We start from the raw sequence: 26,562 nt of genomic DNA, 5'->3' as shown, positions 1-26,562 counted from the left end.
CTACCCCAATTTCATGGTGAACTTGGCAGTATTTAGAAACCGTTTTTAAGCCGGTACCTGCAATGACGCCAATTGTTGATAGTGAAAAGCAAATCCGCAAAATAGAAGCACGAACGGAATCCAGTAACCCCTGGAGCGTTAAAGCCCGGTCTGCTCTGTTTGCATTTCTCGGTATCGCCGTCGCCGGGATAAGCTTGCTCGTCCTCAGTCATTTATCGAGCGATATCTATCTTCATGACGTTCGCCAATCGCTACGCGAAATACCGAGAAATCTGGTTTTTCTGGCTTTTGCCTTCACTATTTTGAGCTTCGCAGCCGTTGCCATTTATGATGTCGTTGCTGTTGAGACAATTGCTCCGGGACGAATACCTTACCGAATTTCCGCGATGGCTGGAGGTGCTGGTTACGCTATCTCCAATGCACTTGGTTTCTCTCTGCTCACAGGTGGCGCATTACGCTACAGAATCTATGCTGCCGAGGGGATAGATACAGCCGATATTGGCCGGATCATTGGTACATCCTGGATGGCCATATGGTTTGCATTCATCATTCTTATTGCTGTTGCACTTGTTATTGATCCTTCGCGAATTCCATGGGTTGTTTCGTTCGGACCCATTGTGGACCAAATTATCGGGGCTGGGGTACTCGCTTGCGTAGCGTTGCTACTGTATTGGCTTTCTAGACGTGAGCGGACTCTGCGGTTGGGCAAAATGTCAGTCAAGCTCCCTTCGACGCAGGGAGCGCTGCTGCAGATCATTTCCGGTTTGGTTGACGTCGCTGCTGCTGCGGCAACGCTTTACGTCCTGCTTCCTGCCGGATCGGTTAGCAGTATTCCTGCCTTTGCTCTTGTCTATGTCGTCGCCGTAGCACTCGGCATTGTGAGCCATGCGCCGGGTGGAATTGGTGCTTTTGAGGCCACCATCATCGCTGGTCTCGGGCTTGGGCAAAATCCCGATGCAATTGCTGCACTGGTGGCTTACCGCGCCATCTACACCCTATTTCCCTTTTTGATTGCCGTTGCCGGCTTTGCCTTGTCTGAAATCCTGCGGAAACGGCACGTGCTCACTGCATCAACCCAGACTGCCGTGAGGATGTTTGAGCCGCTCATCCCTCCGTTGTCGGCAGGAATAGCCTTTCTAGGCGGGATTGTGCTTCTAATTTCGACGGTGATTCCCGGCACGCATTATCGGCTAGAAGCGCTGTCGGGTATTGTTCCGATGCCCTTTCTCGAAATGTCGCACTTGGGTGCGAGCTTTGTTGGGCTAGCTCTTCTGATCGTGGCAAGAGGATTGGCGCGTCGCCTTTGGCGCGCTTGGCTTGTTGCGCTCGGACTGTTCAGCGCGGGTGCTGTATTCGCTTTGATCAAAGGTCTTGCATGGGAAGAGGCGCTGCTGCTCACATTGATGGCGGGTATTCTGCTGCTCTTTCGTGAATCCTTCTATCGTAAGCCACTTGGCGAGAGTTTTGCCTTGTCGTGGGGATGGCTGGCCAGCGTTGGAACGACAGCCTTTGCTATCATCTGGTTGGGGTTCTTTGCCTATCGCCATGTTGAATATGCCAATGAGCTTTGGTGGGAATTTGCATGGGATGCTCAGGCATCGCGGTTTCTGCGCGCTCTGGTTCTGGTTTTAACTTGTCTTGCTGCCATAACAATCAACACGATCATAAATGGGGTAGGGCGTATCAAGCTACGTGCCCAGCCGATACCAGATGAAGTGCCCGCATTGGTTGCTCAATCGGCACGTGCATCAGATGCATTGGCTTTGCTCGGTGACAAGCGCTTTTTGATGGATGATGCCGGGCATGGTTTTGTCATGTATGCCCGTTCAGGCGGAAGCTTGGTTTCCATGGGTGAACCAGTTGGTACTGATGATAAAACTGTCTCTGATCTTGCTTGGGCTTTTCGCGGGCTGGCTGATCGGACGGGAACCAGAACGGTATTCTACGGCGTCGGACCAGAGCGCTTGCCACTATTTCTTGATATGGGATTAACTGCGTTAAAGCTCGGTGAGGTTGCACGGGTTGATCTCACCGAATTTTCGCTTGAGGGATCGAAGCGCCAACCGCTGCGTTATGCGGCGCGGCGTTTGGAGAAAGAGGGAGTGACTTTTGAAATACTCCCACGAGAGCGAACTAGTGAAGTCATGCAGGAGTTGCGTGCGATTTCGGATGCCTGGCTGGCCATGAAGTCCGGATCGGAGAAAAGATTCTCGCTGGGTTCGTTTGAAAATGCCTATCTTGCCCATTTCGACATCGCAATCTTGCGAAAAGAAGGAGCAATTGTTGCTTTCGCAAACCTTTGGCGCGGTGCAGGGCAAGGGGAAGTCGCTGTGGATCTCATGCGACATTTACCCGATGCCTCAAGTGTCGTTATGGATGGGTTGTTTGCGAATCTGCTGGTTGCCGCCAAAAATGAGGGATACCGTTGGTTTAACCTCGGGGCCGCGCCGCTTTCGGGGCTTTCCGATAGCCATCTCGCATCACGTTGGAATCGCATCGGTTCATTCATTTACCGGCGCGGAGCTGAGTTTTACCGATTTGATGGACTTCGGGCTTTCAAGGATAAATTCGGTCCAAAATGGACTCCATACTACCTAATCTGCCCCCCGGGGCTTGCAACACCCCGCTCGCTTATTGATGCGACCAATCTTGTGAGCGGAAGCCCCTTCGAGGTTTTCAAACGATGAAGTTTTTACGCAACCGCTACACATTGATCGTCGCGGCTCTTCTGGCTGTCAGTATTGTTTTGGTTGCCGGGTTGCACTTTGCACCACAGCTGGGTTTCCGCTCATCGGGCAGACCTGTGCTGGTTTCATCGGAACGTCTTACTGACGTGCCGCTTCTACAACCTTCGGGCAAACCAAAGGCACTGGCGATTCTTGTTTCGCAGAGGGGTGGTCTTGCCGCTGGTGATACGAAGTTGGCGCAGCTACTTCTCGATCGAGGTTTTCTTGTTCTTACGGTTGATCTGGAAAAATGGCGCAAGGTGCTCAACGAGGATACGGGCGATTGCACCTATTTCGTGTCGGACTTTGAGGGAATTGCCAAGGAGGCGCAGAGAATGATCGCTGTTGATGTTTACATGCATCCCGTGATTGTTGGGATAGGTGAGGGTGGTGTATTGGCCTATGCGTCGGTTGCAGATACGCCTGCGGCAACAATTGCCGGCGCAGTAATTGTTGATCCATCGCCTGCCCTCAATACGAAGCTGCCGTCGTGTGAAGGCGCAGATTATGAAGCAGTTGCAGGGCAGGGCTTCAGTTATTCTTACGATGCAGACCTGCCAAATCCGGCGACTATAATACGCGAGAAATCTGACACTGAGCCGAAAGGGCCGCCTAGCGCCGGATTCTTTTTAGCGCAGGAAAAAATAGGCTCGTCGATAGCAGAACGGCTGGAGTTGGCGGCGGACGCTGCCGTGGATATAGCGAAAGAAGATGCTTCCGCGGAAGCACTACCAGTGATCGATATTCCTTCAGCCAATGGCCCGGCAAAATATGTGGCTCTATTCTTTTCCGGTGACGGCGGATGGCGAGATATCGACAAATCGGTTGGCGATATAATTTCAAAAGAGTCCACCCATGTGGTTGGCATCGATTCACTGCGTTACTATTGGTCGCTTCGCAAGCCGGAAGGCATTGCGAAAGACATACAAAGAATGGTTGCCAAGGCCGATCCTAGCGGGAAATTACCTGTATTATTGCTGGGATATTCCTTCGGAGCCAATACGGTGCCTTTTGCGTGGCCCTATCTTCCCAAAGAGCTTCAAGACCGTATCAGCCTTGTCGGGTTAATCGGTACGGAAAAGACGACTCCTTTTCAGGTCTCTGTTGGCGCTTGGCTGGGATTGGGCGGCGACAATGAGGTTGCGCCAGCAATCACTAAAGTACCGACTGCCAAGGTGCTTTGCGTCTATGGATCAGAGGAAGACGACACGGCATGTACCGATCCGTCGCTAAGTGCCGTGGAAAAAATCGAGCTTCCGGGCGATCATCACTATGATGAGAAATACGAACTTCTTGCCGCAAAGCTGATGGAGGCAGTGGCAGCTCGTCAACTCAAATAGCGTTAGACGCTTTGAACAGTTTGTTGGCGTAGCGTTGGGCGATGACGGCGCAGGCCATCAATTGAATCTGATGGAATAGCATCAATGGCAGCATGATGCTGCCTATGCTCTGCCCTGCAAAAACTATCGTTGCGATGGGAACGCCGCTCGCCAAACTTTTCTTGGAGCCGCAAAAGGTAATCGCGATTTCATCTTCTCGCGAGAAACCGGCCCACCGGCTGCCAAACATCGTGGCGGTGAGCACAATCGCCAGCAAAATGATATCGATGGCGATGAGCATGACGAGATCACTGATCGAGATCGTCCGCCACAGGCCTTCAGTAACAGATTCGCTGAAAGCAAGATAAACGACCATCAGGATTGATCCTCGATCAATCGGCATCAAAATTGTTTTCTTGCTGCGAAGGAAGTTACCAATCCACGGCTGAAGTATCTGCCCCAGAATGAATGGTGCCAGCAGTTGAAGAAGTATCGACCGGAGTGCTTCCAGCGAAAAGTCTGCATGACCTTGGGCTGATAATAGTATGCCCGCGAGAACCGGTGTTAAAAACATGCCGAAGATATTTGATGCTGTTGCCGCGCAAATTGCTGCGGGTACATTGCCGCCGGCAATTGAAGTAAACGCAATCGACGACTGAACCGTAGATGGCAAGACGCAAAGGAAGAGGACACCTGCGTAGAAGGTCGGCGAAAGAACAGCCGGTACCAAGGCGCCAATTCCCAACCCAAGCAGAGGAAACAGCACAAAGGTTGACGCAAGAATGGTCAAATGCAGCTTCCAATGAAGAAAGCCGGCAATGACCACATCGCGAGAAAGACGCGCGCCGTGGAGAAAAAATAAAAGACCAATCGCAATCTTGGTGGCGTATCCGAAATATTCTGCGGTCGTTCCGCTGACCGGAGCAAAAGAAGCAATGATCACTGTGAGGACAAGCAGCACGGTGAAGGTATCAGGTAGGAAACGTGACATGATTTTTCCAAGACGAGACAGCCTAATACGCTGCATGAACCGCACCGCCCAGTGCCAATAACGTCGCAGCAAAACAAGCACCGTTTGCCACTTATCGGCCCGATCTATTGTAGGGAATAAATAGGAGTGTCGGCCTAATCGGCGATAAGCGTTGCCGTAGAAAAGTCACGCATCGCATCAGCAGCGAGCAGCGCGTCGCCTGGCAAAATCGTCTCACCTGTCAGGACGTTCTGAAACACTGCCGATGATATCGTTTCCGGCACATGGATGGTGGTGTCTCCCCAAGCGGGAATGGGCATGAACGGCTCCTGAAATTTCGAGACCGCCTCAAATGGCAAGCGGGGAACCGCGACAATACATGAACTGGATTCGTTGCGGCGCAAGAAGGCCAAAAGGTGGTCTGAATAGATACCGCCGATCTGTAGAGGAATGTAATCTCCCCGCAAAAACAATTCCGGATATTGCTGTCTTAGTCGAAGGTGAATTGTGATAATACGTTGCTTCAAAGCGCCCGAATGCCAATCCGCCAATAAATTGGTGAACGGAGATTGTTCGGCATAGTTTAGTTGCGCACTCAGTTTTTCAAAGCCAGCATCGTCAGGCGCACCTGTCTGAGAAAGCGAAAAATCCCAGGTTTCAGAACCAGTTTGTATGACCGGCATGCCAGGCGTTGTCATTTTAAGGACGGTTTGTGAAAGGCTGTTGACTGCTCCCGCAACCCAATACGGCCTCATTCTATCTGCGAACTCCATCAGAAATGTACGATCGAGGAAGACGCTGCCAATATAGTCGGCGACTGCCATTTCATAGGGGCGGTTGACCTCCGTCCAAAAGGCGTCCTTCCTCATTTCCCGGATAGCTCTGATTACAAAGCCTGTTAATTCATCTTGAACAGCCAAGAGCGACTTTTGATCATCGAGATGGAGTTGGGGAGGCCAAATTGCAGCCATGGTCTGATAAATCAGCCATTCTGTTTCTGGATGTGGAACCAGGGCCCCCTCAATCATCTTGACGTTTTGAGCGAAGCGTATTCGCCAGTCCGACACGCATTGTATCCAGTTCGCCGGAGATTCTGTGAGCGCCAAAAGACGCATGCGGGCATCTTCACCAAATTTAGTAGCGTAGGAAAAGCTGGTGGCATTCATGCCCAAAGGCATCATTGCAGCCTTTTGGGCCATGTGTGTGTGAAACGCCTCAACCGGTCGTTTCGCATCGGCAGAGAAGACCGTAATTTCATCGACCGAAATCGGGCCACGGTCATAACGATAGGATTCTTCGACCGCTTGAGCCATAACTGCAGCCGATAGCTGTTGGTAGCGAGTATCAAATTCGTCATATATTTTTGGCGGCAGGGTCGATCTTGTTATCCCTGCGGTTTGCAAAATCATTGTGTAGTGATCCTGTCGATCACTCGGGTAAGTTCGAAACACTGGTAGTTCCGTAATAGTTTCGGAAATTGCGCGCCTTATTTCAAGTTCATCAATGTCTCCGGGCGAGAACTGCAAAAGAAAACGCGCCAACGCGTTCAATTCCGGCGCGAGTTTCTTGTGAAGAATGGCGTGCTTCGCATCCCGGTAATGGTTCTCCCGAGACCGTTCAACTCCCGCTACTGTCGCATGGGCTTGTTCTAGAGTTGGAAGCCGTGCGTGATTCACCAGGACATTTGATGCGACGGCAATAAACTCATAGCCGGCCGTTCCATCCACATCCCACTCTTCTGACTGCACCTCTCCATTCAGAAAAATTTTGTCGGTGACAATGTAAGCATTGCTGCCGGTGGCGTGACGCAATTGTTTCAAATATCCAGCAGGATCTGCAAGACCATCTATTTGATTCACTCGAAATCCGCTTACTGCGCTTAGTTTGATTAGTTCCAATGCTGTTTTATGAAAGTCATTGAAAACATCGGGGTCCTCCACATTTGCCCCCACAGAATAAAGGGAGTCGTATGAGTGTCGGTAAGTTAAGTGTTTGCGGGCGTCAGCGATGGTCATTAAAATCCAATGCTGCTCTGTCAGAACTTTCTTTAAGGATGAGATGTCAACGGTTAGCCTGTTGAGGTGATCAGCCAGAGCAAGACGATTGGAAACGCTGCTCCGTCCGTATATTACCCGCAAGTTTTCATGAAACTGGTCGGGATGGGATGGCTGAGCTTTGGCTGCTGCTTCACGAAATTGGTTGGCCAGTTCGCTATCGAGTCCTTGCAAGACTGTCGCATAAGATGGCGGTGACAAGGGATATAGATTTTGCGCGTGTGATATTCCCAGCACATTCGCCGCAGTATCAAATACCAAGCTGATCGCACTATTATCGAGTTCTTCGACAAGTGGGCGCTCCAGCACCGGCAGGCTTAGCCGACTGCTCCAGTCGACGTCAAAATACTTGGCGTATTTGGCATCCTTACCCCACTCAAGCAGCGATCTCCACCACGGGTTTTCGTAAGAAGCAGGAATTTGATTAGGATTGATATCGATCAAAAGACTGATACCGGCGTTTTCCAATGCGCGGATAAGTCTTGCAAAGCCCTGTTCGCCGCCCGATTTCCGATCCAGCGTAGTTGGGTCAAAAGATCGACGCCCGTTTCCAGCATCGCTTGTATCGAAAACAGATGAAACGCTGACGCAGTCTATCCCCAGTCGTTTCAGATAAGGCACTCTCGACGCCAAATGATTGAAAGTAACACCATTCTTCAAAAGCAAGCGATAGGCTGATGTCGGTACGTCATTCCGTTTTGGCATTCTGATTCACTACTCCTGATCACGCTCAGTTAAGTTGTCAGGTGGATGGGCGAGTGTTTTGTGAACTGATGTATGAGCTGAGGTCGTTCAGTTTTGCCGAGAAGCGCATCAAGGTATTCGCGCTGCCACCATTGAGCATCATGCTCTGTGACGCGTTTTAAAAGCTTGCGGTGCCGCAATTGCCGTTCGGCGAGTGGCATAGTCGCAGCTTTTTGAATAGCTTGTGCCACGTCATTGATATCGTAGGGATTTACGATCAGAGCTTCGCTCAACTCCTCGGCGGCTCCAGCAAACTTGGACAGTATGAGAATCCCGGGATCTGCATCGTCCTGCGCAGCGACATATTCTTTCGCGACAAGGTTCATTCCATCGCGGAGTGGCGTAATCAAGCCTATCAAACTTGATTTGAACAGTGGGGCAAGTTTAGAGCGCGCAATGCTGCGGTTGATATATTGGATCGGCGCCCAGTTGAAATCGGCAAACTTGCCGTTGACTGCGCCAGCGAGTTGTTCAAGTTCTGATTTTATGTCGCCGTAAGCTGTTACGTCTTCACGTGAAGGAGACGCAATTTGTAGGTATTCAGCATGCCCCTGGTACTCAGGATAAAGGTCAAGAAACTTTCGAAATGCTTTTATGCGATGTGGCAAGCCCTTGGAGTAATCGAGACGGTCAGCAGATATGATCTGGAACCGTTTTAACATTTTCCGGCGGATGCGTTCGAGTTCCACCGTGTCATCCGGTTTGCTGGATGTCTGGGCAAATTGCTTCACATCGATCCCGATTGGAAAATGCCCGATATGAATTGTACGACCGTCAACCCGCACTAATTCCGGCGAAATTATATCTGCGTCGGAATGTTCTTTAAGATAACGATGAAAATTCTGAACGTCGTTTACCGTTTGAAACCCTATGAGATCATATTGGAGTAGACATGATCGCAGCCATTCATGTCTTGGAACGGCCGAAAATACGTCAATGGAAGGAAAGGGGATGTGCAGGAAAAAGCCGATCTTATTGCCACAACCTTTCTGGCGCAGTTTCGCTGCCATAGGGATCATGTGATAATCATGAACCCAGATCACATCATCCTGCTTAAGCTGGGGGGCAAGCGTGGCCGCAAAACGCTCATTGACTGAAGCGTAGCAATCAGCAAACTCGGTGCGATAGTCCATTAAATCCAGCCGATAGTGAAAGGCTGGCCAAAGCACCTTGTTTGAAAATCCGAGATAATATTTCTCGTGCTCTTCTGGGGTAAGGGATGTCGTCAGCGTTGTTACGTTGTCGTACTTTTCCTGTTTTGGGGCTGAAATATCTTCCGAAATACGTCCATCCCAACCCATCCACAGGCCGTCTTGGCTTTTCAAAGCATCGACAATTCCGACTGTTAATCCCCCTGCCTGTGATTTTTTAGTGAGGTTCGCCGTTCGGTTTGAAACAACAACCAACCGTCCCATAGATTAAGTCCCTTGCATTCGAGTTGAATAAACCCAATCCGCTCGGGCGCAGATGGTTCCCATTTTTTTCGAATTAGTAATGAACCATTTGTGTCGCGTGGAGTTTAAACAGCACCACCCTAGCTCCACCAACACGGCGAAATTTATAGATGAAATCTGATTCAACGGGAGTACTTCCAAAAGATCTCCATAACTGGGCCTTGTTTCTGGATGTTGACGGAACACTGATCGATCTTGCCTCCACGCCCACGGGCGTAAAGATACCGCAAGAATTGCCGGGACAATTATTATCGCTTTTCACGCAGCTGGATGGAGCCATGGCTCTGGTAACCGGGCGCTCGATTGAATCTGTCGACGCCATGTTTGCCCCTTTTCAATTTCCTGTTGCAGGGATGCACGGCTCGGAAGTTCGGGATGGGTCAGGAAATCTCGGTAGAAAGCTGATTAATCGCTTGGCGCTTGATCAAGCACGCCAGGAGCTGGAAAAGCTGACGGCGCGTTGGCCGCAAACCATTATTGAAGACAAGGGCTTGGCTATCGCCATGCACTATCGTTTGGTTCCCGAGGCTGAAAGGGCGGTGCAGGCCACGATGTCCACGGTTCATTCCAGACTTGGCGAGGGATGGAAACTCCAGAACGGGAAAATGGTTGTGGAACTGCTGCCGTCGGGTACTGATAAAGGATCTGCAGTAGCAGATTTTATGACAATGGCTCCCTTTAAGGGTAGAAAGCCGCTGGCTATTGGTGATGATCTTACGGATGAGGCCATGTTCCGTTTTGTTAACGGATCAAACGGTCTTTCCGTCAGAGTTGGTCAGCCACTTTTTCAAAGTGATGCGCAATATAAGGTCAACTCCCCCAACGAGGTGAGGGGATGGATTGCAGCTCTGACGGGAGCCCCAAAACAAACGGAAAAATCGCCTGAGTTGTTTCCACTTTCTACTCAGGACTGACGCGCCAGATCGTATTTCCCACATCATCAGCGACAAGGAGCGCACCGTTCCTGGCTATCGCTACGCCAACTGGTCGACCCAATGCTTCGTCGTTGCCGCTTATGAATCCCGTAAGAATATCCTTTGGCGGGCCATTGGGTTTGCCATTGGCAAACGGCACATAAATCACTTTGTAGCCGCTTCTGGGTTTGCGGTTCCACGATCCATGTTGGCCGATAAATGCACCATTTTGATATTCCGCCCCTAGGAGCGATCCCGTATTGAACGTCAATCCGAGCGAAGCAGTATGCGGGCCGAGCGCATAATCCGGTTTGATAGCCTTCGCGACCAATTCCGGGTTTTGCAGCTTTACTCTCACGTCAACATTTTGACCGTAATAGCTGTAGGGCCAGCCATAAAATCCACCGTCTTTGACAGATGTCATGTAGTCCGGGACAAGATCGCTACCGATTTCGTCACGTTCATTGACTGCGACCCAAAGCTCGCCGCTGTCAGGATTCCAGGAAATGCCGTTGGGATTGCGCAGTCCAGATGCAAAGACACGCTGTTGGCCGGTTGCTAGATCAATTTCGAGAACGCCCGCCCGGTTCTTCTCTGCATCCATGCCGTTTTCACCAATATTGCTGTTGGATCCGACTGTTACATACAGTTTCTTGCCATCGACACTCGCAATCAGATCTTTAGTCCAATGGCGATTGATTGGGCCCGCGGGCAAATCAACAATCTGTTCCGGTGGGGCTGTAGATTCGGTATCGCCATCCAGATAGGGCACTGCGACGATACTGTCGGTGTTCGCAATATAGAGTTTCCCATCTGCAAGTGTCATACCGAAGGGAGAACGCAGACCTTGCAGAAATGTCTTGCGTATCTCCGCAACACCGTCATTGTCGGCGTCGCGTAACAGCGTGATCCTGTCTGCGCTTTTAACCATTGCACCAGCTTGACCCATCACCATGCCTTCCAGCCAGTTTCGAATATTGAAACCTTGATTTTCCTTCGTGGGCGCATTGCTTTCGGCAACGAGAACATCGCCATTAGGTAGAACATGAATCATGCGTGGATGATCAAGGTCTTTGGCAAAAGCATTGACTTTCAAACCTGGCGCGGCTTTTGGCGTGACGCCTTCCGGCCATTTGCTGGCTTTCGCAACGTTTACAGTTGGTATGGGCTTGGGATTGGGTGCAGGAAGTGTGGGGATGGGACCATAGCCTTGTTCAATCGCGATGGTTGCTGATTCTTGTGAATAGACATAGACGGCTGCAGCGCCAAGTCCGGCAAGCACAACGAAGACCAACACGATTTTAGCAAGGGTTTTCATCAATTTATCCTCTCATAGGCGTTAAATCATAATGCCTGTAAAGGGTGAGTGTTCCAATAACTCCGTCCAGCTGAAACAGCATCAGCTACGGAACCTCATTGTTATGTCGACGTTAAGTTTCGGACAGGAGAAAACAAATGACTGAAACCACATTGCTTACAGACCACCAAGCCATTCGCGATTGGGCCGGTACCCGTTCAGGAGTACCTGCCATACGTGACCCAGCTGCCCTTATCGGCATTACCGAACCGGTTTTGATGATAAAATTCGGACAAGAGGCGTACGTGGACAATGACGATAGCGGCGCCGACCGTCCGGACGAATTGGGACGCCCCCGCCTTGTGGAATGGGATGAATGGTTTGATCTGTTTGACAAAAACCAATTAGCCCTTGTGGTATCGACAGAGATTGAAGGGCAACCGGACGAATTTCATGAGTTTGTTCGCAAATAAGCCGGTCAGAATTTTACACGTAAAAACAAATCCTGCCGTGGGTTGATCCCTGCGGGTTGGGCCTGTAAATAGAAGCATTGGATTTTGGATCGTCTGACTTTGTTTTACGCTTTCTAGCGCTTCGACAAGCTCCTTCTTCAAAACTCGATTATTAGGAGGCACCTTTAGTTGGGTGCCAGTTGTTGTTGCTAGACGGAGGTCCATCATGGCCACAGGCACAGTTAAATGGTTCGATTCAACAAAAGGTTTTGGTTTCATTCAGCCGGATGACGGCGGCACCGACGCTTTTGTTCACATCTCTGCAGTTGAACGCGCCGGCATGCGTAATATCGTTGAAGGTCAAAAGATCAGCTACGAGCTAGTTCGCGACAAGAAGTCTGGCAAGATGTCAGCTGATCAGCTCGCAGCTGTATAATAATAATGGCCACGGTGTTCGCTGCCAGCGACTTCCGTGGTAGGATTAAAGGAAAGGCTGGGCATGTGTCCGGCCTTTTTCCATCTACTGGCAATTGAAAAGCCGATTGCTTGCAACGACAGGACTACTTTCTATTGAAAAATCTTAAAGAATTGAACGAACGCCGCGCCGCGGCGATAGAAGCAAAAAAGCTTCTGCTGAAGAAATTTGAGTCAGCACCAAAGGCCGATGACCCTCAGGTGGTTGCCAAGCGGGCTGAACGTGAAGCTATCGTTGCCGCCCGTGAAGCAAGAAAAGCTGATCGTGATCGTTTGGCCAAGCTTGAAGAAGAGCGCAAGCTCGCGGAGACTCAAGCTCTTGCGGATGCTGCAGCGGCGGAAGCCGAAGCACTTGCTGCCGAAGCAAAGAATCGCATCGCCAGAGTTGTTCTGGATGAAGCCGAACGTAAGGCGGAACGTGACCGCCGTTATGCCGCTCGCAAAGCCAAACAGCGCTAACTGTCAGCCTTTCTGTCCCGTTTATTGTGCCCCACAGCTTTAAACCGTGGGGTACTTTTGGTTATGTTTCTTCGAACATAACGCTGGCTATCTGTTGACCACCGATATATTCATAAGAATATTACGGTGGAGCAGAGAGTTTGATGAGTGTTCAATGGCGTGACTGGTTGAAATATTTTACAGCCATATTGGCAGCTATTTCATTGGCAATATCTTTTCAGATCAAACAAGCCCAAGCGGTTGAGAAGGTTACGATTTTTGCAGCCGCAAGTCTTAAGAATGCACTTGATGAGGTCACGTCAGCATGGAAGGCTGAAACTGGCAAGGAAGTGACAACTTCTTATGCTGCGAGTTCAGCATTGGCCAAACAAATCGAATCCGGTGCTCCGGCAGATATTTTCATCTCAGCAGATTTGGATTGGATGGATTATCTTACGGCAAAGAAGCTTATTAATGAAGCCACACACAAGAACCTTCTTGGCAATAGTATCGTTCTCGTAACATCAAAAGACAATGTTGAGCGGGTAGACATCAAAAAGGGTTTGGATCTGGCAGGGCTTCTCGGTGATGGCCGTTTGGCGATGGGCGCGATTGATTCGGTACCGGCAGGCAAATATGGCAAGGCTGCCTTGGAAACGTTAGGCATATGGTCGTCAGTGGAAAGTAAGATCGCTGGTGCAGAGAATGTTCGTGCTGCGTTGCTTCTCGTTTCTCGTGGCGAAGCACCATACGGGATCGTCTACAAAACTGATGCTGTAACTGACAAAGAAGTGGCGATTGCCGGTACCTTTCCGGACGATAGCCATAGGCCAATCGTCTACCCGATTGCGATGCTGGCTGACAGTAAGAATACTGATGCTGTGTCACTGCTTGACTATATAAAATCAGATAAAGCTGTGCCGCTGTTCGAAAAACATGGTTTTACCACACTCAAATAGGCGCGTACTTCCGGCAAGGGACCGCCACAAACACAGCGAGCTTTCGATTTGAATTGGTTCTCGTTAAGCGCAGAAGAATGGACGGCTGTTCATCTCAGTGTGCGTATTGCATCTGTTGCTACGATTGCCAGTCTACCTTTTGGCATAGCGGTCGGCGTGTTGTTGGCCAGAGGGCGTTTTTGGGGAAAGTCACTTTTGAATGGCTTGGTACATCTGCCATTGATTTTACCACCTGTTGTCACCGGCTTTCTCCTACTGATCCTCTTTGGGAGGCGCGGACCAATCGGGGCATTTCTTGCCGAGAATCTCGGGATTGTTCTGTCATTTCGATGGACTGGTGCCGCCTTGGCCTGCGCTGTGATGGGTTTTCCCTTATTGGTTCGTAGCATCCGCCTTTCGGTTGAAGCAGTAGACAGGGGATTGGAGGATGCTGCCTCAACATTGGGCGCTAGCCCGGGCTGGGTTTTTATGACCGTGACTTTGCCTCTGATCTTGCCGGGCATTATTGCTGGCATGATACTTTCATTTGCAAAAGCAATGGGAGAGTTTGGAGCAACGATCACCTTTGTTTCCAATATTCCAGGTGAAACGCAAACTTTGTCAGCGGCGATCTATACCTTCACGCAGGTGCCGGGCGGAGATGCTGGCGCATTCAAACTGACTATTATCTCCGTGATCATTTCTATGGCCGCTTTAATGGCTTCAGAATTCATGACCTATCTCTTCGCTCGCAAAGTCACATCACCATGAAGTTGGTTTTCGAGGCGCGATGGAAGCTCGGTGCATTTCAGTTGGATGCGGCATTTACGTCCGAAGGCGGCGTAACTGCGCTGTTTGGTCCTTCAGGATCGGGTAAAACCTCCATCATTCGCATGTTAACCGGGCTGGCTCACCCTGATGAGGGGCGTGTGATTTTTGATGGCGATGTTATTGTCGATACCACCCGAGGCATATCTATTCCGAAGCACAAACGCCGTTTTGGTGTTGTTTTCCAAGACAACCGGTTGTTCCCCCATTTGTCGGTTCGTCAAAATCTTAACTACGGTCGATGGTTCGTTTCAAAGCCTAAGAACGATGATAGTTTCGCCTCCATCGTTGATTTGCTGGGACTAAATTTCTTGCTCGACCGGCGGCCGATAAATCTTTCAGGCGGCGAAAAACAGCGGGTGGCAATTGGCCGTGCGTTACTTTCTTCGCCTCGTCTGCTCTTGATGGATGAGCCGCTTGCTGCATTGGACGAGACGCGGAAATTGGAAATATTGCCATATCTCGAAGCGCTGCGTGATCAGATGAACATTCCGATCATCTACGTTAGCCATTCAGTGACGGAGGTAGCGCGATTGGCCGATAAAGTTGTCGTACTGGACAATGGCAGCGTTGCGATGGCTGGGCCGGTTGCTGATGTGCTAAATCAACCGTCCGTTTCCTTGATACAAAACCGGAAAGACAGAGGAACGCTGATCGAAGGGAAAGTCATCCAGTACGATATAAAGCACAGACTGATGACAATCGAGTTCAATTCCAATCATTTCTTTGTTCCCGGGCCTGAGATTTCGATCGGCAAGACCGTCCGCATGTATATTCTTGCAAAGGATGTCATGCTTTCCACCGTTTATCCGGAAGGCGTGAGCGCTCTTAACATCCTGCGAGGAGAGGTTGCGATAATCCTTTCCAATTCAGATGGCACAGTGGATGTGCATATTGAATGCGAGGGAACGGCTCTGGTTTCGCGAATTACCTCGCTTTCGAGCGACCGGCTAAAGCTCACAGATGGAATGACGGTTTATGCCATTATTAAAACGGTCGCCTTGGAATCACGAGGACCATAAGAGATTCAGGGTCTGTGCCTAAAAGGATAGTCCTTCCAGAGCTTGCGCGATGCGGTTGTACTCAGACTTTTCGATCGGCAATATGGGGCGTGGCGGATTGGAATGTGTTAGTCCCATTATGTTGGCGATAGCATACATGACGCGAATGCTGGAAAGCTCTTTAAATAAATCCCACAATGGTTGCAAAAGTTGGTCTAACCGTTGAACTTCGCCATCTTTTCCGGCCTGAGCGGCACGTGTTAGTGCAAGACATGGAATAGGCAACAGACCTCCAGCCACACTGTACCAAGCATGTCCGCCAGCCATCAAGGCATTCGCCGCATTCCAATCGCCACTAAACCCAATGGCAAACCCCGAGGGAAGTGCCTTGCTGAGCGGCTGGATTATGGAAGGCATTTCAGAAGCTGGTGCTGCCGGATTTTTAAGCGCAACTATGTTGTCAATTTTTGACAGCCGCTCAATGAGTGGAACGCCAAACGTAAAATGTGTTGTGGTCGGATTGTTGTAAATGCAAAGGGGAAGGCGGGTAGCACCAGCCACTGCAGTATAATGCTGGAAGACTTCTTCATCGTTCAGCGGCGTATATGAAACTGGTGCAAGAAGCAGTCCTGAAGCGCCGGTCTGCTCGGCATGCTTTGCAAATTGCTCTGCTTCGTCGGTACGCATGGCACCAACTCCGACGACAATTGGCACAGTCGAGTTGCCAGCTTTCACAGCGATCTCGACTGCACGTTGCCGTTCCGCCGGGTCAAGATACATATATGTGCCAGTGCTTCCCAGAAGGCCGATAGAATCCACGCGGGCATCTGCAAGGTTGCTGATGATCTTTGAAAGATCCCCCTCATCTACGCGGCCGTACGGATCACAAGGAGTAATGGGAAAGGCCGATAATCCATGGAAGATCGAAGAGTTCATGCTGCTATCCTAGCTTTCCGCGCTGGCGCTTAACGGTGCTCCGGGAAGATAAAGCAATATCTCCCGGATTTCGTAAACGGCTGTCGGATTGGCGCGGCGCAACTCGCGTGCGGTTTCTACGGCAGCAGTAAGTGACGGGCAATCAACAATATATAGACCAAGCAATTGCTCTTTGGTTTCGGCAAAAGGACCATCGATTACTATTTCGGCGTCCTTACCGCGCAGCGTTACTGCACGGCCTGTGGGACCAAGACGTGCGGCTGGCCCGAGAGTTTTTTCACGAACGAGACGTTCATTAATCTCCAAGAGCTCGGTCATAAGGGCCGTGTCTTCCTCTTTGGTCCAGGAAGAGACGACTTCCTCTTCGTGATAGGCCAGAATTGCATAAAACATGGATGATGATCCTCTTTAACTCATAGCCGGGGATTCTATTCAAGTCAGTTGGCTCTGCAACTGAGTTCAGAGCAAAAGCTCAATTTTCCTTGAGCAAAAGAAGAAAATGTTCTCCATGACAGTTATCCCGGTCGGGAAAACTGCATAATGGCAATAGAATGGCTTCCCCGTGCCAGTGCTTGGTCATGAGCTGCCACCATCAAATTATGGGCTTACCGCCAGTGACGGCAATCGTTGCTCCAGAAACATAACTCGACAGCGGATCGCTTTCCGGTCAATTTTCCCGAGCCTTTGTACGAATTTTCACCGTGGTCCGGAATAGGATTCATCCCTTTACTTAATCTGGGCATTGATTGTTTGGGTGTAAAGTATCGACCAGCATCGACACACGCCGCGCCAGGCTTTTTCGCCATGCATTGCTTCCGACTGATACAATAGAAGGTGTGGCATTGCGTCGTCTGAAATTGCACCGGCAGAATGTTTTCCCTTCTGCTCCTTTGCACCGCCACTCTGACGTCCATTCGTTTGATGCCCACGATTTGAAACCTGCGTGGTGTAGCCATTGTCTTCGCGCCTCGGACGCTAGGCCATGGTCTCCCTTCCAAGACGAAAAACCCGTTAACCCGCCCATTGTTCCAGATGCCATGCCTATGCATTCGCAATTGTGGTGACGCCCAGAGGCAGTTCTTGATTGGCTATTCCGACGGGGCGAACGTAATTAGTCCCACGGCAATGATTGCCAGCATTATTCCGGCAAGTTGAGTTGTTGGCAGTTTCTCGCCGAAATAAACTATTGCAATTGCGTTGATGGCCACCAGTTGCAGCAATGCCGAAAGGGTGAAGGCCGAGGCCATTCCAAACTCACGCACCAGCCGAAGCATAATCAGATTGCCGATAGTATATAAAATCAGCGTTATAGCCAGCTTCGGGAATGTGGGCGATATTGCCCAGTGTTTGGCTCCGACAGCCGCAAGTAGAAAAACCAGTGTCGACGCCGCAAGCTGCAGCATGCCTGAGATTGTCATAACATCTCCATTGAAGAAGAGCGGGCGCTCGAAATAACACCGCTTGATCGGGTTCAACAATAGCATTTGTAGTTTTTGGCCGCACCATCCGCGCGATAGATCGCCGCCATCGTGAAAGTTCCGGCTTAACCTAGTCAGTTATCGCAATTATAATGCACCATAAAAATTCATTCGTTTGACTTATTATTTGCTACGATGTAAATTACAGATATGGAAAATATAACCAAGCAGAGGAAACGTCAGTCCGCTCGCGGAGAAATTGCCCGCGAAAAGCTCATCGTCGTCGCGCTCGACCTGTTTGGCCGATATGGCTTCGAGGGCACGAGTACGCGGATGTTGCGTGATGCAGCAGGTGTGAATCTACAGGCCATCCTTTATTATTTCGGGAGCAAAGAAGGGCTCTATATAGCCACGGCGGAATATCTTGGCGGAGAGATCAATTCCCACGTTTCAGGCTTGCGAACCAAGGTGAGAGGACGACTGCAAGAATTGGCGGCAGCCGGGCAAAGTCTGTCACGCGAAGAAGCAAAAGCTTTCCTGACAGAGATACTCCAAAAGATGGCAACTCTGTTTGTAAGCAAGGAATCCGAGCCGTGGGCACGGTTTTTGATACGAGAACAGATGGAGCCGACAGAGGCATTCAACAGAGTATATACCGCAGTCATGAAGCCTATGCTTGAGGCAGGCATCCAACTCATTAGCGTCTTGCTTGACGAAGATCCTTTATCCGAACATGTCCGCTTACGAATGATTTCTCTTTTCGGCAGTGTTCTTGTGTACCGCACAGCCCACGCCTCTGCGATGCTGCAGCTCGAGTGGAGCAGTATTGGTGCAAGCGAAGTTAAAACTATACAGAATTTAGCGGAGGAACTTGTTGCTGCCATACAGCCCGTCAAGGTGCGATCATGAAGCGGCTGATCATTATATTGATCTTTGTTGTTGTGGTTGCCGCAGGCTTGGCGTGGTGGTTTGAGCTTCCACGCAAAATGGGCTGGGTTGAATCGGAAGCGACGCAACTCACGCTTTACGGCAATGTAGATATCCGTCAGGTGCCACTTGGTTTCAGGGTCAATGGCCGCATGGAAAGACTGATGTTTGACGAGGGTGATACCGTTGCAGCTGGCGCAGTTATCGCGAGCCTGGATACAGCGCCCTATCAACAGTCTGTTGATGCCGCAAAGGCAGAAGTGTCTGCGCTGCGTGCGACACTTGAAAAGGCAATAGCAGGGCCACGCCAAACTGAGATAGTGCAAGCAGAAGCCGCGCTGAATGAGCGGCTTGCCGATCTTGAAAATGTAACTCTCTCCTATGAGCGTGCCCTCCGCCTCCGCCCGAATGGAACCATTTCCCAGTCCGGTTTGGATGAGGCAATTGCAGCAAAATCGATAGCGAATGCACGGACTGCTTCGGCGCGGGCAGCTTTGGCGCTTCTTAAAGAAGGAACACGTAAAGAGGACATTGAAGCAGCGAAAGCCAATCTTGCAGCTGCAGAAGCGAAACTTTCCAGCGCCGTGACTTCGCTGGATGATGCTCAAATGCATGCGCCTAATGATGGGATAATTCTTTCCCGCGTTCGTGAGGCAGGTTCCATCGTCGCGCCAGGTGATCCTGTGGTCGTATTGTCGCTGCTGAAACCCGTCTGGGTTCGCAGTTATATTTCTGAGGTTGATCTAGGCCGCATACATCCTGGCATGGTCGTCGATGTGTACACGGATACGAAACCCGGCAAACCCGCTAAAGGGAAGATCGGCTTTATATCGCCAGTGGCTGAGTTCACGCCCAAATCAGTGGAGACGCCGGACCTACGCACAGATCTCGTTTATCGGTTACGCATCATTGTTGATGAGGCAACCCAAGATTTGCGACAGGGAATGCCTGTCACCCTTCGAGTGCCAATGGAACCAGGCCGTGAGCTATGACCGACGGGATTCCATCCACCGATGATGATGCCCGATCCGAATTTGTTCGTCTCGCAGATGTCAGCAAGAGCTTTGGTCAAGCTGCGCGAGCGTTGAAAGATGTGTCCGGCATCATAAGCGGAGGCAGGATTACAGGACTGGTTGGTCCAGACGGTGCTGGTAAAACTACGCTGATACGTCTGATTACCGGACTTATGCAGCCGGACGGAGGCTCGATCAATGTTCTGGGATTCGACACCAAACTGCATGCACCAAGCATTCAGGCTCTAATCGGTTATATGCCTCAACGTTTCGGACTTTATGAAGACCTCACGGTTCAGGAAAATCTCAATCTCTATGCTGATTTGCGTAGTCTCCCGCTGGGCGAGCGTCCGGCAGCATTTGATGAGCTTTTGACGTTCACTGATCTAAAGCGATTTACCGGGCGGCTCGCTGGTCAGCTTTCGGGCGGAATGAAACAGAAGCTTGGGCTTGCCTGCGCTCTCTTGAAAAAACCCAGACTCTTGCTCTTGGATGAACCAGGTGTTGGCGTCGATCCGATTTCCCGCCGCGACCTGTGGAAGATGGTAAAGGACCTGACCAAGGACGGCATAGGGGTCCTCTGGTCAACTGCTTATCTTGATGAGGCTGAAGCCTGCGATAAGGTGTTGCTTCTCAATAAGGGCGAACTGCTATTTTCCGGACCGCCCGCGGATTTGACAAATCGGGTTAAAGATCGGGTTTTCAAGTTCACTGGCATATCCGGCAGTCGCCGTCAGGCACTCTCGAAAATCCTGGAACAGCAAGGCGTGGTTGATGGTGTCATTCAAGGCTACGCAGTGCGCATTGTTACCAGCGCGGAAGCGAAACGAAGTGAGTTGACGAAAATCGCGGGAAACACAGCCAAGATACGTGCCACAGAGCCACGTTTCGAAGACGCTTTTGTTGATATGCTTGGAGGTGGCCCCGGGGGGCGTTCCAAGCTTGCTGAAGCGGCCACACGGCTCGATGATCAGAATGGAAAGCCCGTCATAGAGGCCCATGGATTGACGAAGAATTTTGGTGATTTCACCGCAGCGAAGGACATTACATTTGACATTCCACGAGGTCAGATTTTTGGGCTTCTTGGGCCAAATGGTGCGGGAAAATCCACCACGTTCAAGATGCTGTGCGGGCTTCTAAAACCTACGCAGGGTGAGGGCAGGGTAGCCGGGTTTGATTTGCGGCGGGATGGTGCCGAGGCGCGCAATCGTCTAGGGTATATGGCGCAGAAATTTTCGCTTTATGGTGATTTGAGCGTCGGACAGAATCTGGATTTCTTCGCCGGCGTCTATGGTTTGAGCGGGTCACGTAAACGCGAGCGCATAAGCTTGATGAATGAGATATTTTCATTTGCCGCTCGCGATAACCTGCCGGCAAAGGATTTGCCTCTTGGCCTAAAACAACGCCTTGCACTCGCCTGTGCCGTTATGCACGAACCAGAAGCGCTTTTTCTAGATGAGCCGACATCCGGCGTAGACCCCATAACACGACGTGAGTTTTGGACACACATTAACGGCCTTGTCGAGAAAGGCGTGACGGTGCTTGTCACCACACATTTCATGGATGAAGCCGAGTATTGTGATCGTATTTCTCTTATCTATCGTGGTCGTTCGATTGCTCTGGGTTCGCCCGATGAACTCAAGGCAGGGGTCGCGACTAAGACGCAGCCGGATCCCACCATGGAGGATGCGTTTATCGCCTTGGTGGAGGCCTCCGAGCGGGAGGCAGCGGCATGACCTCCGTATCGCTAAGTAAAACGACGGAACCAGCGCGCGTCCGGCGATTCTTTGCGCTTGTCCGCAAAGAGACCTTCCAGCTTTTGAGGGATCCAAGTAGTATTCTCATCGCCTTTGTTTTACCCGTCGTTCTATTGTTTCTGTTTGGATATGGCGTTTCGCTCGACACGGGCCAAACCCGCATTGGCCTTGTTATTGAAGAGCAGACACCACTGGCAGGCGATCTTGCTGCCAGCTTCCGGGGATCGCGCTATTTCGATGTTGAAACAGGTCGGGATCGAAGGGAGTTTGATGCAAAACTGATAAGCGGCGAAATTCGAGGAATCGTCATTATTCCTGCCGGCTTTACCTCCGACTTCGCGGCAGGAATGAACCCGCAGATTCAAGTGATTGTTGATGGATCTGATACCAATACCGCCGGTTTCGTTCAGAATTATGCGCAAGGCGTCATTGCAGGGTGGGTGGCTATCCGGTCGGCAGATATGGGAGTTCAAAAAGATGGCAGCGCCTCAGCGATCAGCGTAGAGCAGCGCTTCTGGTTTAATCCGGAACTGACGAGCCGCTTTTTCCTTGTTCCAGGATCAATCGCCATCGTCATGACGCTCGTCGGAACCCTGCTGACGTCATTGGTCATCGCCCGGGAATGGGAACGCGGAACCATGGAAGCAATTATGGCAACGCCGGTGACATCTGCGGAACTGCTGATGGGAAAAATCCTGCCCTATTTCGTGCTTGGAATATTGTCGATGACCCTTTGCGTTATAATCGCGGTATTCCTGTTCGGCGTGCCCTTCCGAGGATCAATCTTTGCATTGTATCTGCTCTCAGCGGCATTTCTTGTGCCAGCTCTTGGTCAGGGATTGCTTATATCAGCTGCAACAAAAAACCAATTCCTGGCATCGCAGCTTGCTTTGATCTCGGCCTTTCTTCCGGCATTTCTCCTTTCGGGTTTCCTGTTTGAAATTAATTCTATGCCGGTGGTCATACAATGGATCACTTTCGTCGTACCCGCCCGTTATTTGATACCAAGCTTGCAGACACTTTTTCTGGCCGGGGACATATGGCCGATGTTTTTGAAGGCAATGGCTATCATGCTGTTTATCGGCAGCGTCTTCTTTGTTCTGGCCGCCCGTAGTACACGAAAACGGATCGATTAATATGTGGTGGACGCGGCTGAAAGCATTGATCATCAAGGAACTTCTCGCGGTGCTCCGCGATCCAAAGAGTCGGATGATCTTGATTGTGCCGCCTATCGTCCAGCTCTTGGTGTTCTCTTATGCGGCTACCCTTGAAGTCCGGAATGTAGACGTCCTGATTCTAAACCGCGACAGTGGTTATTGGAGCGAAGAGCTGATAACGCGGATTGAAGGCTCGCCAACCTTCCGCACTGTATCGCATACGCAGGATCAATCGCGTATTCACGATGCAATCAGCAATCAGACAGTTATAGCTGCATTGGAGATCGGTCCAAGCTTCTCCCGCGACATTGAAGCGGGTTTGCCGGCAATAGTTCAGATCATTTTAGACGGGCGTAAGTCCAACGCTTCACAGATAGTAGCGGGCTATCTAAGCCAGATTGCCGGAAGACTTTCCCTGGAAACCCCATCGGGGATGAAAACGCAGAGCGCGATGATAAACGTAATGCCGCGCAATTGGTTTAATCCCAATTTGGATTTCCAATGGTTCATGGTGCCAAACTTGATTGCAAGTATTGCAATGCTGATTGGTCTAATTGTTACTGCCCTATCAATAGCCAGAGAACGGGAGCTCGGCACATTCGATCAACTGATTGTTTCCCCATTGCGGACGCATGAGATTGTCATCGGCAAGTTGATACCTCCAATGTTAATCGGCGTTTTTCACATGACAGTCTATTTGCTGGCCGCGATATTTTTGTTCCAGATTCCGTTTCGGGGATCGCTGATTTATCTCTACGGCAGTGGCATTATTTATCTTGCAGCGATCGTCGGGATCGGATTGTTCATCTCAGCTTTGTCGAAAACACAGCAACAAGCTATTCTCGGAGCATTCCTTTTTATCGTCCCGGCTATTCTTCTTTCAGGCTTTGCAACGCCGATCGAAAATATGCCCCAGTGGCTGCAGCCGATTACCATCATAAATCCACTTCGATATTTTCTGGTGATAATCAAAGGGCTTTTTCTGAAGGATATCGGGTCTCTGGAAGTACTGCACCAGACAATCCCACTCGCATTGATAGCTGGCGTGACTTTGTCAGCGGCGGCGTGGCTATTCAGGCGCCGCCTGGAGTAGTTAAGAGGATGATGTGCTGAACTCTTTGAAGACTTTTAGCACATCACAGCCTCACAATAGCAGACGATCAGCTTGTTTTCCGTTTCGTTGAGAATTCCAAGGGGAAAAGAAGTTCTGACGAAGCGTCTCGAGGTAGATATCCCAAACATAATTATCAATCATTGGAACGCTAATCCTTGCGCTTGATTATTATTGTATGAGATTAAATAATCGTTATCCAGTTAAGTTCATGGGGGAGAGTTTTGAGCGATTGGACTCTGTAATTAATCCACAAATCGATGCTGTGATAGCTTGGGTCGATGGATCTGACACAAAGCATTTCGCCAAGATGCAAGAACATCTGGACGGCCGTATGCTCGGAAAGGCGACGCGATATGCCAACAATGGCGAAATCTATTATTGCATCGCGTCAATTCTCAAATTTGCCCCCTTTATCCGGCGGATTTGGATAGTCTCGGATAATCAGAAACCACAATTTATCGATGAATTTGCGAAGGCTGGCCTGTGCGAACAGGACTTTATCCAGATTATTGATCACACGGTACTGTTTGCAGGCTTTGAAGAAGTGTTGCCAACGTTCAACGCCAGAACGATAGAAGCAATGTTTTGGCGCATCCCCGAACTCAGTGAGCACTACATCTATCTGAATGACGATTTCTTCATGAACAGAAGTCTGACGCCGGATTTTTTCTTTCGGAATGGGATGCCTGTGATTTTTGGAAAGTGGGCTCCACCACAGCGCTGGCGTCTCAAAACCTTTTTCCGCAATGCCTTGAGAGTTCAGAAGGCTGTTCAACCGAATAAGCGGCCAACATACAGGCTCGCTCATGAACTCGGCGCTCGCATTGCCGGTTTCACGAAAAAGTTTTTGCTGGTCGATCACCTTCCGCATCCCATGCGCAAATCAACCCAGCAAGCGTATTATCAAAGCCAACCAGAGATACTTTACAAACAAATCAAGTTTCGTACGCGGAATATAGAGCAATATTCTCCGGTCGCGCTCATCAACCATTTGGAAATCGCCGCTCGCAACGCCTATATTCACAAGCCCGTTGATATCGCCTACGTGACACCACACGCTCTTCTTTTTATTTACCGCTTTGCCCAGCAAGTCCGCAGTCATCACAGAGTATTTGGCTGTATTCAAAGTCTTGATGGTTTTTCCGGGCCTGCAGTACGTCTCATTCGAAAAGTAATGAGACAAAAACTCGGTCAATTCCTGCCCGAAACAATTACATTTAACGATTGAGAACGCGTCACTTATAGCCCTCATATTCCAGATGGAGACGGCCCAATCTTGCGTTTAGCCTACACCGGCAGCGGAATCTTTCACCGTCGCAGTTGTCTCGATCGCCCACGACATAGCGATCATCGAAGTTGGGCTGGATTTCCCGCTCTCATCGAAGGCGGGCCCTTGCAATTCCCTGTGACTACCAGACGGTTCGGCGCACTGCATTCTTCGATCATCATGTTGGCCCATGGCTGACCTTTCTCGTGGGCCATTTGCACGCGAATGATCTTCCCTGGCGTCGCATTGTCTTCCCAGCGACCGAACCAGAGAGCAGTTTGTTCGGGCTTGGTTAAGCTCGACCAAACGTCAGTTACATCAGCGAGAAACCTGCGCACGAGGATCAAATTATCGCCACTGACGTGGCCGGTTGGTATCGGGTTCATGAGATCACCTTCTAAAACAAGCCGGTTCTTTCTCGAGCACCCTCGGCTGTTCAAGCGCGAAAGCGCACTGTCTGGTAAAGCCTCTGTCTATCGTGACCAAAAAACCGATGCTCAGGAGTAAGAGTTTAATGCCGGTGAAAAGTTCAATAGCAATCAGGCTGACCTATTTGAACGACGGTCCACGGGATATTTGGAGGTAAATTTACTGTTTGCACAAACGAAACCCCACTGAATTTCGGCGAAACAAAAAAACTCGTTGTATGGGTATTTTCCTGGCCACTGTATGAAAGTTTATATGTCGTGGAACAGTTGTATGATCGGTTCTCTGGATTGGTTGCGACAATCCAAAAACCCTTATCATTTGAATCCCACCTGAATATTGGCAATGACCAAGCAATTGATGGTGTAGAGATAAACAGCAATGCGCTGACCGCAAGCCACGTTCTTATGGGGAAATCTTGAGAGTGATGGGACATCAATTAAAGCTCCGCGTACATCGACGTTAACATCGAATGCCGCCCAATAGCGGTCACAGATTCTTTCAGTTGTCGGAGTGGAGCAACGCCAGAGCTGCACATTGGTGCCATTCCAACAAGGAGTTGCGGGTCGAACCCAGCCCGAAGCAGTAACTTGAGGCAGATGAAGGTTTATGGCACAGAAGTGCAATGGGTGAACTGTTTCATGTTGGGCAATGTCCGGGTTGCCGCCAAGGCTGGCTGATATTACAGCGTAATCTCAGTAGCGGTGACATTTATGCGCACTGCGAAGAGTGCGAAACGGGCTTCATCACTCCAGACGATCTCTTGTGGCCCTTAAATGGTTTTCTCACTGTTCTCGAAGAATATGACTACGAAACTGAGAACCCCGATAAAGAAGAAATATCGAGAACGGTCTGGGCAAACTTCATTGTAAAGAAAGTTCCCGTTGAGTAACGACGCCGAAACTTCCCGCTATAGAACGCTATTTTTGGGTTCCCCA

The 26,562-nt window shown here is 50.2% G+C and carries 24 protein-coding genes; 16 read left to right on the top strand and 8 right to left on the bottom strand.

Features of this window, described 5'->3' with window-relative positions:
• Window positions 1–92 precede the first annotated feature (92 nt).
• The gene (gene mprF, locus AC6CHM_RS04885; RefSeq protein WP_498172660.1) at window positions 93–2,687 is read left to right on the top strand and encodes a bifunctional lysylphosphatidylglycerol flippase/synthetase MprF; all 2,595 of its coding nucleotides are present in this window, start codon (window positions 93–95) and stop codon (window positions 2,685–2,687) included.
• Window positions 2,684–4,066 (top strand): virulence factor family protein, encoded by a 1,383-nt coding sequence (locus AC6CHM_RS04880; RefSeq protein ID WP_307285596.1) that lies wholly within the window; start codon window positions 2,684–2,686, stop codon window positions 4,064–4,066. The genes mprF and AC6CHM_RS04880 overlap by 4 nt, the downstream gene beginning before the upstream one ends.
• On the opposite strand, the gene AC6CHM_RS04875 is transcribed toward AC6CHM_RS04880, so the two are convergent.
• The 3 genes from AC6CHM_RS04875 to AC6CHM_RS04865 all read right to left on the bottom strand — a co-directional run bounded on the left by AC6CHM_RS04875 (window position 4,059) and on the right by AC6CHM_RS04865 (window position 9,228).
• On the bottom strand, window positions 4,059–5,036 hold the full coding sequence (locus AC6CHM_RS04875; protein WP_336439921.1) for a bile acid:sodium symporter family protein: 978 nt from the start codon (window positions 5,034–5,036) through the stop codon (window positions 4,059–4,061). The genes AC6CHM_RS04880 and AC6CHM_RS04875 overlap by 8 nt on opposite strands.
• Before the next feature lie 134 nt (window positions 5,037–5,170).
• Window positions 5,171–7,774, bottom strand: a complete 2,604-nt coding sequence (treY, locus tag AC6CHM_RS04870; protein WP_498172231.1) for a malto-oligosyltrehalose synthase — start codon at window positions 7,772–7,774, stop codon at window positions 5,171–5,173.
• A gap of 29 nt (window positions 7,775–7,803) precedes the next feature.
• Window positions 7,804–9,228 carry an alpha,alpha-trehalose-phosphate synthase (UDP-forming) gene (locus AC6CHM_RS04865; RefSeq protein WP_307285589.1) on the bottom strand — a complete coding sequence of 475 codons (1,425 nt, stop codon included), beginning with the start codon at window positions 9,226–9,228 and terminating at the stop codon, window positions 7,804–7,806.
• Window positions 9,229–9,377: 149 nt separating this feature from the next.
• Between AC6CHM_RS04865 and otsB the strand changes: the two genes are divergently transcribed.
• Complete coding sequence (gene otsB, locus AC6CHM_RS04860) at window positions 9,378–10,181, top strand: trehalose-phosphatase (RefSeq protein ID WP_336439924.1); 804 nt, start codon at window positions 9,378–9,380, stop codon at window positions 10,179–10,181.
• On the opposite strand, the gene AC6CHM_RS04855 is transcribed toward otsB, so the two are convergent.
• Window positions 10,168–11,499, bottom strand: a complete 1,332-nt coding sequence (locus tag AC6CHM_RS04855; RefSeq protein WP_498172229.1) for a PQQ-dependent sugar dehydrogenase — start codon at window positions 11,497–11,499, stop codon at window positions 10,168–10,170. The two genes, otsB and AC6CHM_RS04855, sit on opposite strands and share 14 nt — an antisense overlap.
• Window positions 11,500–11,636: 137 nt before the next feature.
• Between AC6CHM_RS04855 and AC6CHM_RS04850 the strand changes: the two genes are divergently transcribed.
• The 6 genes from AC6CHM_RS04850 (at window position 11,637) to modC (ending at window position 15,630) form a co-directional block, all read left to right on the top strand.
• Window positions 11,637–11,951, top strand: a complete 315-nt coding sequence (locus tag AC6CHM_RS04850) for a hypothetical protein (protein ID WP_498172227.1) — start codon at window positions 11,637–11,639, stop codon at window positions 11,949–11,951.
• Window positions 11,952–12,156: 205 nt separating this feature from the next.
• Window positions 12,157–12,366 (top strand): cold-shock protein, encoded by a 210-nt coding sequence (locus tag AC6CHM_RS04845; protein ID WP_115052800.1) that lies wholly within the window; start codon window positions 12,157–12,159, stop codon window positions 12,364–12,366.
• Window positions 12,367–12,500: 134 nt separating this feature from the next.
• The gene (locus tag AC6CHM_RS04840) at window positions 12,501–12,863 is read left to right on the top strand and encodes a DUF6481 family protein (protein WP_498172226.1); all 363 of its coding nucleotides are present in this window, start codon (window positions 12,501–12,503) and stop codon (window positions 12,861–12,863) included.
• 143 nt (window positions 12,864–13,006) lie between these two features.
• Window positions 13,007–13,801: a molybdate ABC transporter substrate-binding protein gene (gene modA / locus AC6CHM_RS04835; RefSeq protein WP_498172658.1), complete on the top strand. Its 795-nt coding sequence runs from the start codon at window positions 13,007–13,009 to the stop codon at window positions 13,799–13,801.
• Window positions 13,802–13,849: 48 nt separating this feature from the next.
• Window positions 13,850–14,551 carry a molybdate ABC transporter permease subunit gene (modB, locus tag AC6CHM_RS04830; protein WP_307285569.1) on the top strand — a complete coding sequence of 234 codons (702 nt, stop codon included), beginning with the start codon at window positions 13,850–13,852 and terminating at the stop codon, window positions 14,549–14,551.
• Window positions 14,548–15,630, top strand: a complete 1,083-nt coding sequence (gene modC, locus AC6CHM_RS04825) for a molybdenum ABC transporter ATP-binding protein (RefSeq protein WP_498172224.1) — start codon at window positions 14,548–14,550, stop codon at window positions 15,628–15,630. Before modB ends, modC begins: the two co-directional genes overlap by 4 nt.
• Before the next feature lie 18 nt (window positions 15,631–15,648).
• Here modC and AC6CHM_RS04820 read toward each other — a convergent pair whose 3' ends face one another.
• The 3 genes from AC6CHM_RS04820 to AC6CHM_RS04810 form a co-directional block, all read right to left on the bottom strand.
• Window positions 15,649–16,545, bottom strand: coding sequence for a dihydrodipicolinate synthase family protein (locus tag AC6CHM_RS04820; protein ID WP_498172223.1), 897 nt, complete (start codon window positions 16,543–16,545; stop codon window positions 15,649–15,651).
• Window positions 16,546–16,554: 9 nt separating this feature from the next.
• Entirely contained in the window at window positions 16,555–16,938 is a 384-nt protein-coding gene (locus AC6CHM_RS04815) for a YciI family protein (RefSeq protein ID WP_498172222.1), read from the bottom strand.
• 695 nt (window positions 16,939–17,633) lie between these two features.
• Window positions 17,634–17,963: a hypothetical protein gene (locus tag AC6CHM_RS04810; protein ID WP_115053278.1), complete on the bottom strand. Its 330-nt coding sequence runs from the start codon at window positions 17,961–17,963 to the stop codon at window positions 17,634–17,636.
• 219 nt (window positions 17,964–18,182) lie between these two features.
• On the opposite strand from AC6CHM_RS04810, the gene AC6CHM_RS04805 reads away from it, so the two are divergent.
• The 6 genes from AC6CHM_RS04805 to AC6CHM_RS04780 all read left to right on the top strand — a co-directional run bounded on the left by AC6CHM_RS04805 (window position 18,183) and on the right by AC6CHM_RS04780 (window position 25,159).
• Window positions 18,183–18,872, top strand: a complete 690-nt coding sequence (locus AC6CHM_RS04805) for a CerR family C-terminal domain-containing protein (protein ID WP_498172656.1) — start codon at window positions 18,183–18,185, stop codon at window positions 18,870–18,872.
• Window positions 18,869–19,882, top strand: coding sequence for a secretion protein HlyD (hlyD, locus tag AC6CHM_RS04800; RefSeq protein WP_498172221.1), 1,014 nt, complete (start codon window positions 18,869–18,871; stop codon window positions 19,880–19,882). The genes AC6CHM_RS04805 and hlyD overlap by 4 nt, the downstream gene beginning before the upstream one ends.
• A complete protein-coding gene (locus AC6CHM_RS04795; protein WP_498172219.1) occupies window positions 19,879–21,639 on the top strand; it encodes an ATP-binding cassette domain-containing protein in 1,761 nt (586 codons plus the stop codon). Before hlyD ends, AC6CHM_RS04795 begins: the two co-directional genes overlap by 4 nt.
• Complete coding sequence (locus AC6CHM_RS04790; RefSeq protein ID WP_336439933.1) at window positions 21,636–22,796, top strand: ABC transporter permease; 1,161 nt, start codon at window positions 21,636–21,638, stop codon at window positions 22,794–22,796. The genes AC6CHM_RS04795 and AC6CHM_RS04790 overlap by 4 nt, the downstream gene beginning before the upstream one ends.
• Before the next feature lies 1 nt (window position 22,797).
• Window positions 22,798–23,910 (top strand): ABC transporter permease, encoded by a 1,113-nt coding sequence (locus AC6CHM_RS04785; RefSeq protein WP_498172217.1) that lies wholly within the window; start codon window positions 22,798–22,800, stop codon window positions 23,908–23,910.
• Window positions 23,911–24,106: 196 nt separating this feature from the next.
• A complete protein-coding gene (locus AC6CHM_RS04780) occupies window positions 24,107–25,159 on the top strand; it encodes a stealth family protein (protein ID WP_498172216.1) in 1,053 nt (350 codons plus the stop codon).
• A gap of 119 nt (window positions 25,160–25,278) precedes the next feature.
• Here the strand turns inward: AC6CHM_RS04780 and AC6CHM_RS04775 are convergent, their stop codons facing one another.
• A complete protein-coding gene (locus AC6CHM_RS04775; protein WP_498172214.1) occupies window positions 25,279–25,584 on the bottom strand; it encodes an SRPBCC domain-containing protein in 306 nt (101 codons plus the stop codon).
• Window positions 25,585–26,249: 665 nt separating this feature from the next.
• On the opposite strand from AC6CHM_RS04775, the gene AC6CHM_RS04770 reads away from it, so the two are divergent.
• Window positions 26,250–26,516, top strand: a complete 267-nt coding sequence (locus tag AC6CHM_RS04770; RefSeq protein ID WP_307285537.1) for a hypothetical protein — start codon at window positions 26,250–26,252, stop codon at window positions 26,514–26,516.
• Window positions 26,517–26,562: the final 46 nt, after the last annotated feature.

It is taken from the genome of Phyllobacterium sp. GQ127 (genome assembly GCF_059758635.1).
The sequence above is the reverse complement of the archived record's forward strand: the minus strand, read 5'-3'. Positions and strand labels throughout refer to the sequence as shown.

Coding starts and splice junctions, on each gene's coding strand:
- modA (WP_498172658.1), top strand. CDS start 13,007: ATGAGTGTTCAATGGCGTGACTGGTTGAAATATTTTACAGCCATATTG.
- AC6CHM_RS04770 (WP_307285537.1), top strand. CDS start 26,250: ATGGGTGAACTGTTTCATGTTGGGCAATGTCCGGGTTGCCGCCAAGGC.
- AC6CHM_RS04820 (WP_498172223.1), bottom strand. CDS start 16,545: ATGAACTCTTCGATCTTCCATGGATTATCGGCCTTTCCCATTACTCCT.
- AC6CHM_RS04865 (WP_307285589.1), bottom strand. CDS start 9,228: ATGGGACGGTTGGTTGTTGTTTCAAACCGAACGGCGAACCTCACTAAA.
- hlyD (WP_498172221.1), top strand. CDS start 18,869: ATGAAGCGGCTGATCATTATATTGATCTTTGTTGTTGTGGTTGCCGCA.
- AC6CHM_RS04850 (WP_498172227.1), top strand. CDS start 11,637: ATGACTGAAACCACATTGCTTACAGACCACCAAGCCATTCGCGATTGG.
- treY (WP_498172231.1), bottom strand. CDS start 7,774: ATGCCAAAACGGAATGACGTACCGACATCAGCCTATCGCTTGCTTTTG.
- AC6CHM_RS04790 (WP_336439933.1), top strand. CDS start 21,636: ATGACCTCCGTATCGCTAAGTAAAACGACGGAACCAGCGCGCGTCCGG.
- AC6CHM_RS04780 (WP_498172216.1), top strand. CDS start 24,107: ATGAGATTAAATAATCGTTATCCAGTTAAGTTCATGGGGGAGAGTTTT.
- AC6CHM_RS04795 (WP_498172219.1), top strand. CDS start 19,879: ATGACCGACGGGATTCCATCCACCGATGATGATGCCCGATCCGAATTT.
- AC6CHM_RS04775 (WP_498172214.1), bottom strand. CDS start 25,584: ATGAACCCGATACCAACCGGCCACGTCAGTGGCGATAATTTGATCCTC.
- AC6CHM_RS04810 (WP_115053278.1), bottom strand. CDS start 17,963: ATGACAATCTCAGGCATGCTGCAGCTTGCGGCGTCGACACTGGTTTTT.
- AC6CHM_RS04875 (WP_336439921.1), bottom strand. CDS start 5,036: ATGTCACGTTTCCTACCTGATACCTTCACCGTGCTGCTTGTCCTCACA.
- modC (WP_498172224.1), top strand. CDS start 14,548: ATGAAGTTGGTTTTCGAGGCGCGATGGAAGCTCGGTGCATTTCAGTTG.
- AC6CHM_RS04815 (WP_498172222.1), bottom strand. CDS start 16,938: ATGTTTTATGCAATTCTGGCCTATCACGAAGAGGAAGTCGTCTCTTCC.
- AC6CHM_RS04880 (WP_307285596.1), top strand. CDS start 2,684: ATGAAGTTTTTACGCAACCGCTACACATTGATCGTCGCGGCTCTTCTG.
- AC6CHM_RS04785 (WP_498172217.1), top strand. CDS start 22,798: ATGTGGTGGACGCGGCTGAAAGCATTGATCATCAAGGAACTTCTCGCG.
- AC6CHM_RS04845 (WP_115052800.1), top strand. CDS start 12,157: ATGGCCACAGGCACAGTTAAATGGTTCGATTCAACAAAAGGTTTTGGT.
- otsB (WP_336439924.1), top strand. CDS start 9,378: ATGAAATCTGATTCAACGGGAGTACTTCCAAAAGATCTCCATAACTGG.
- AC6CHM_RS04855 (WP_498172229.1), bottom strand. CDS start 11,499: ATGAAAACCCTTGCTAAAATCGTGTTGGTCTTCGTTGTGCTTGCCGGA.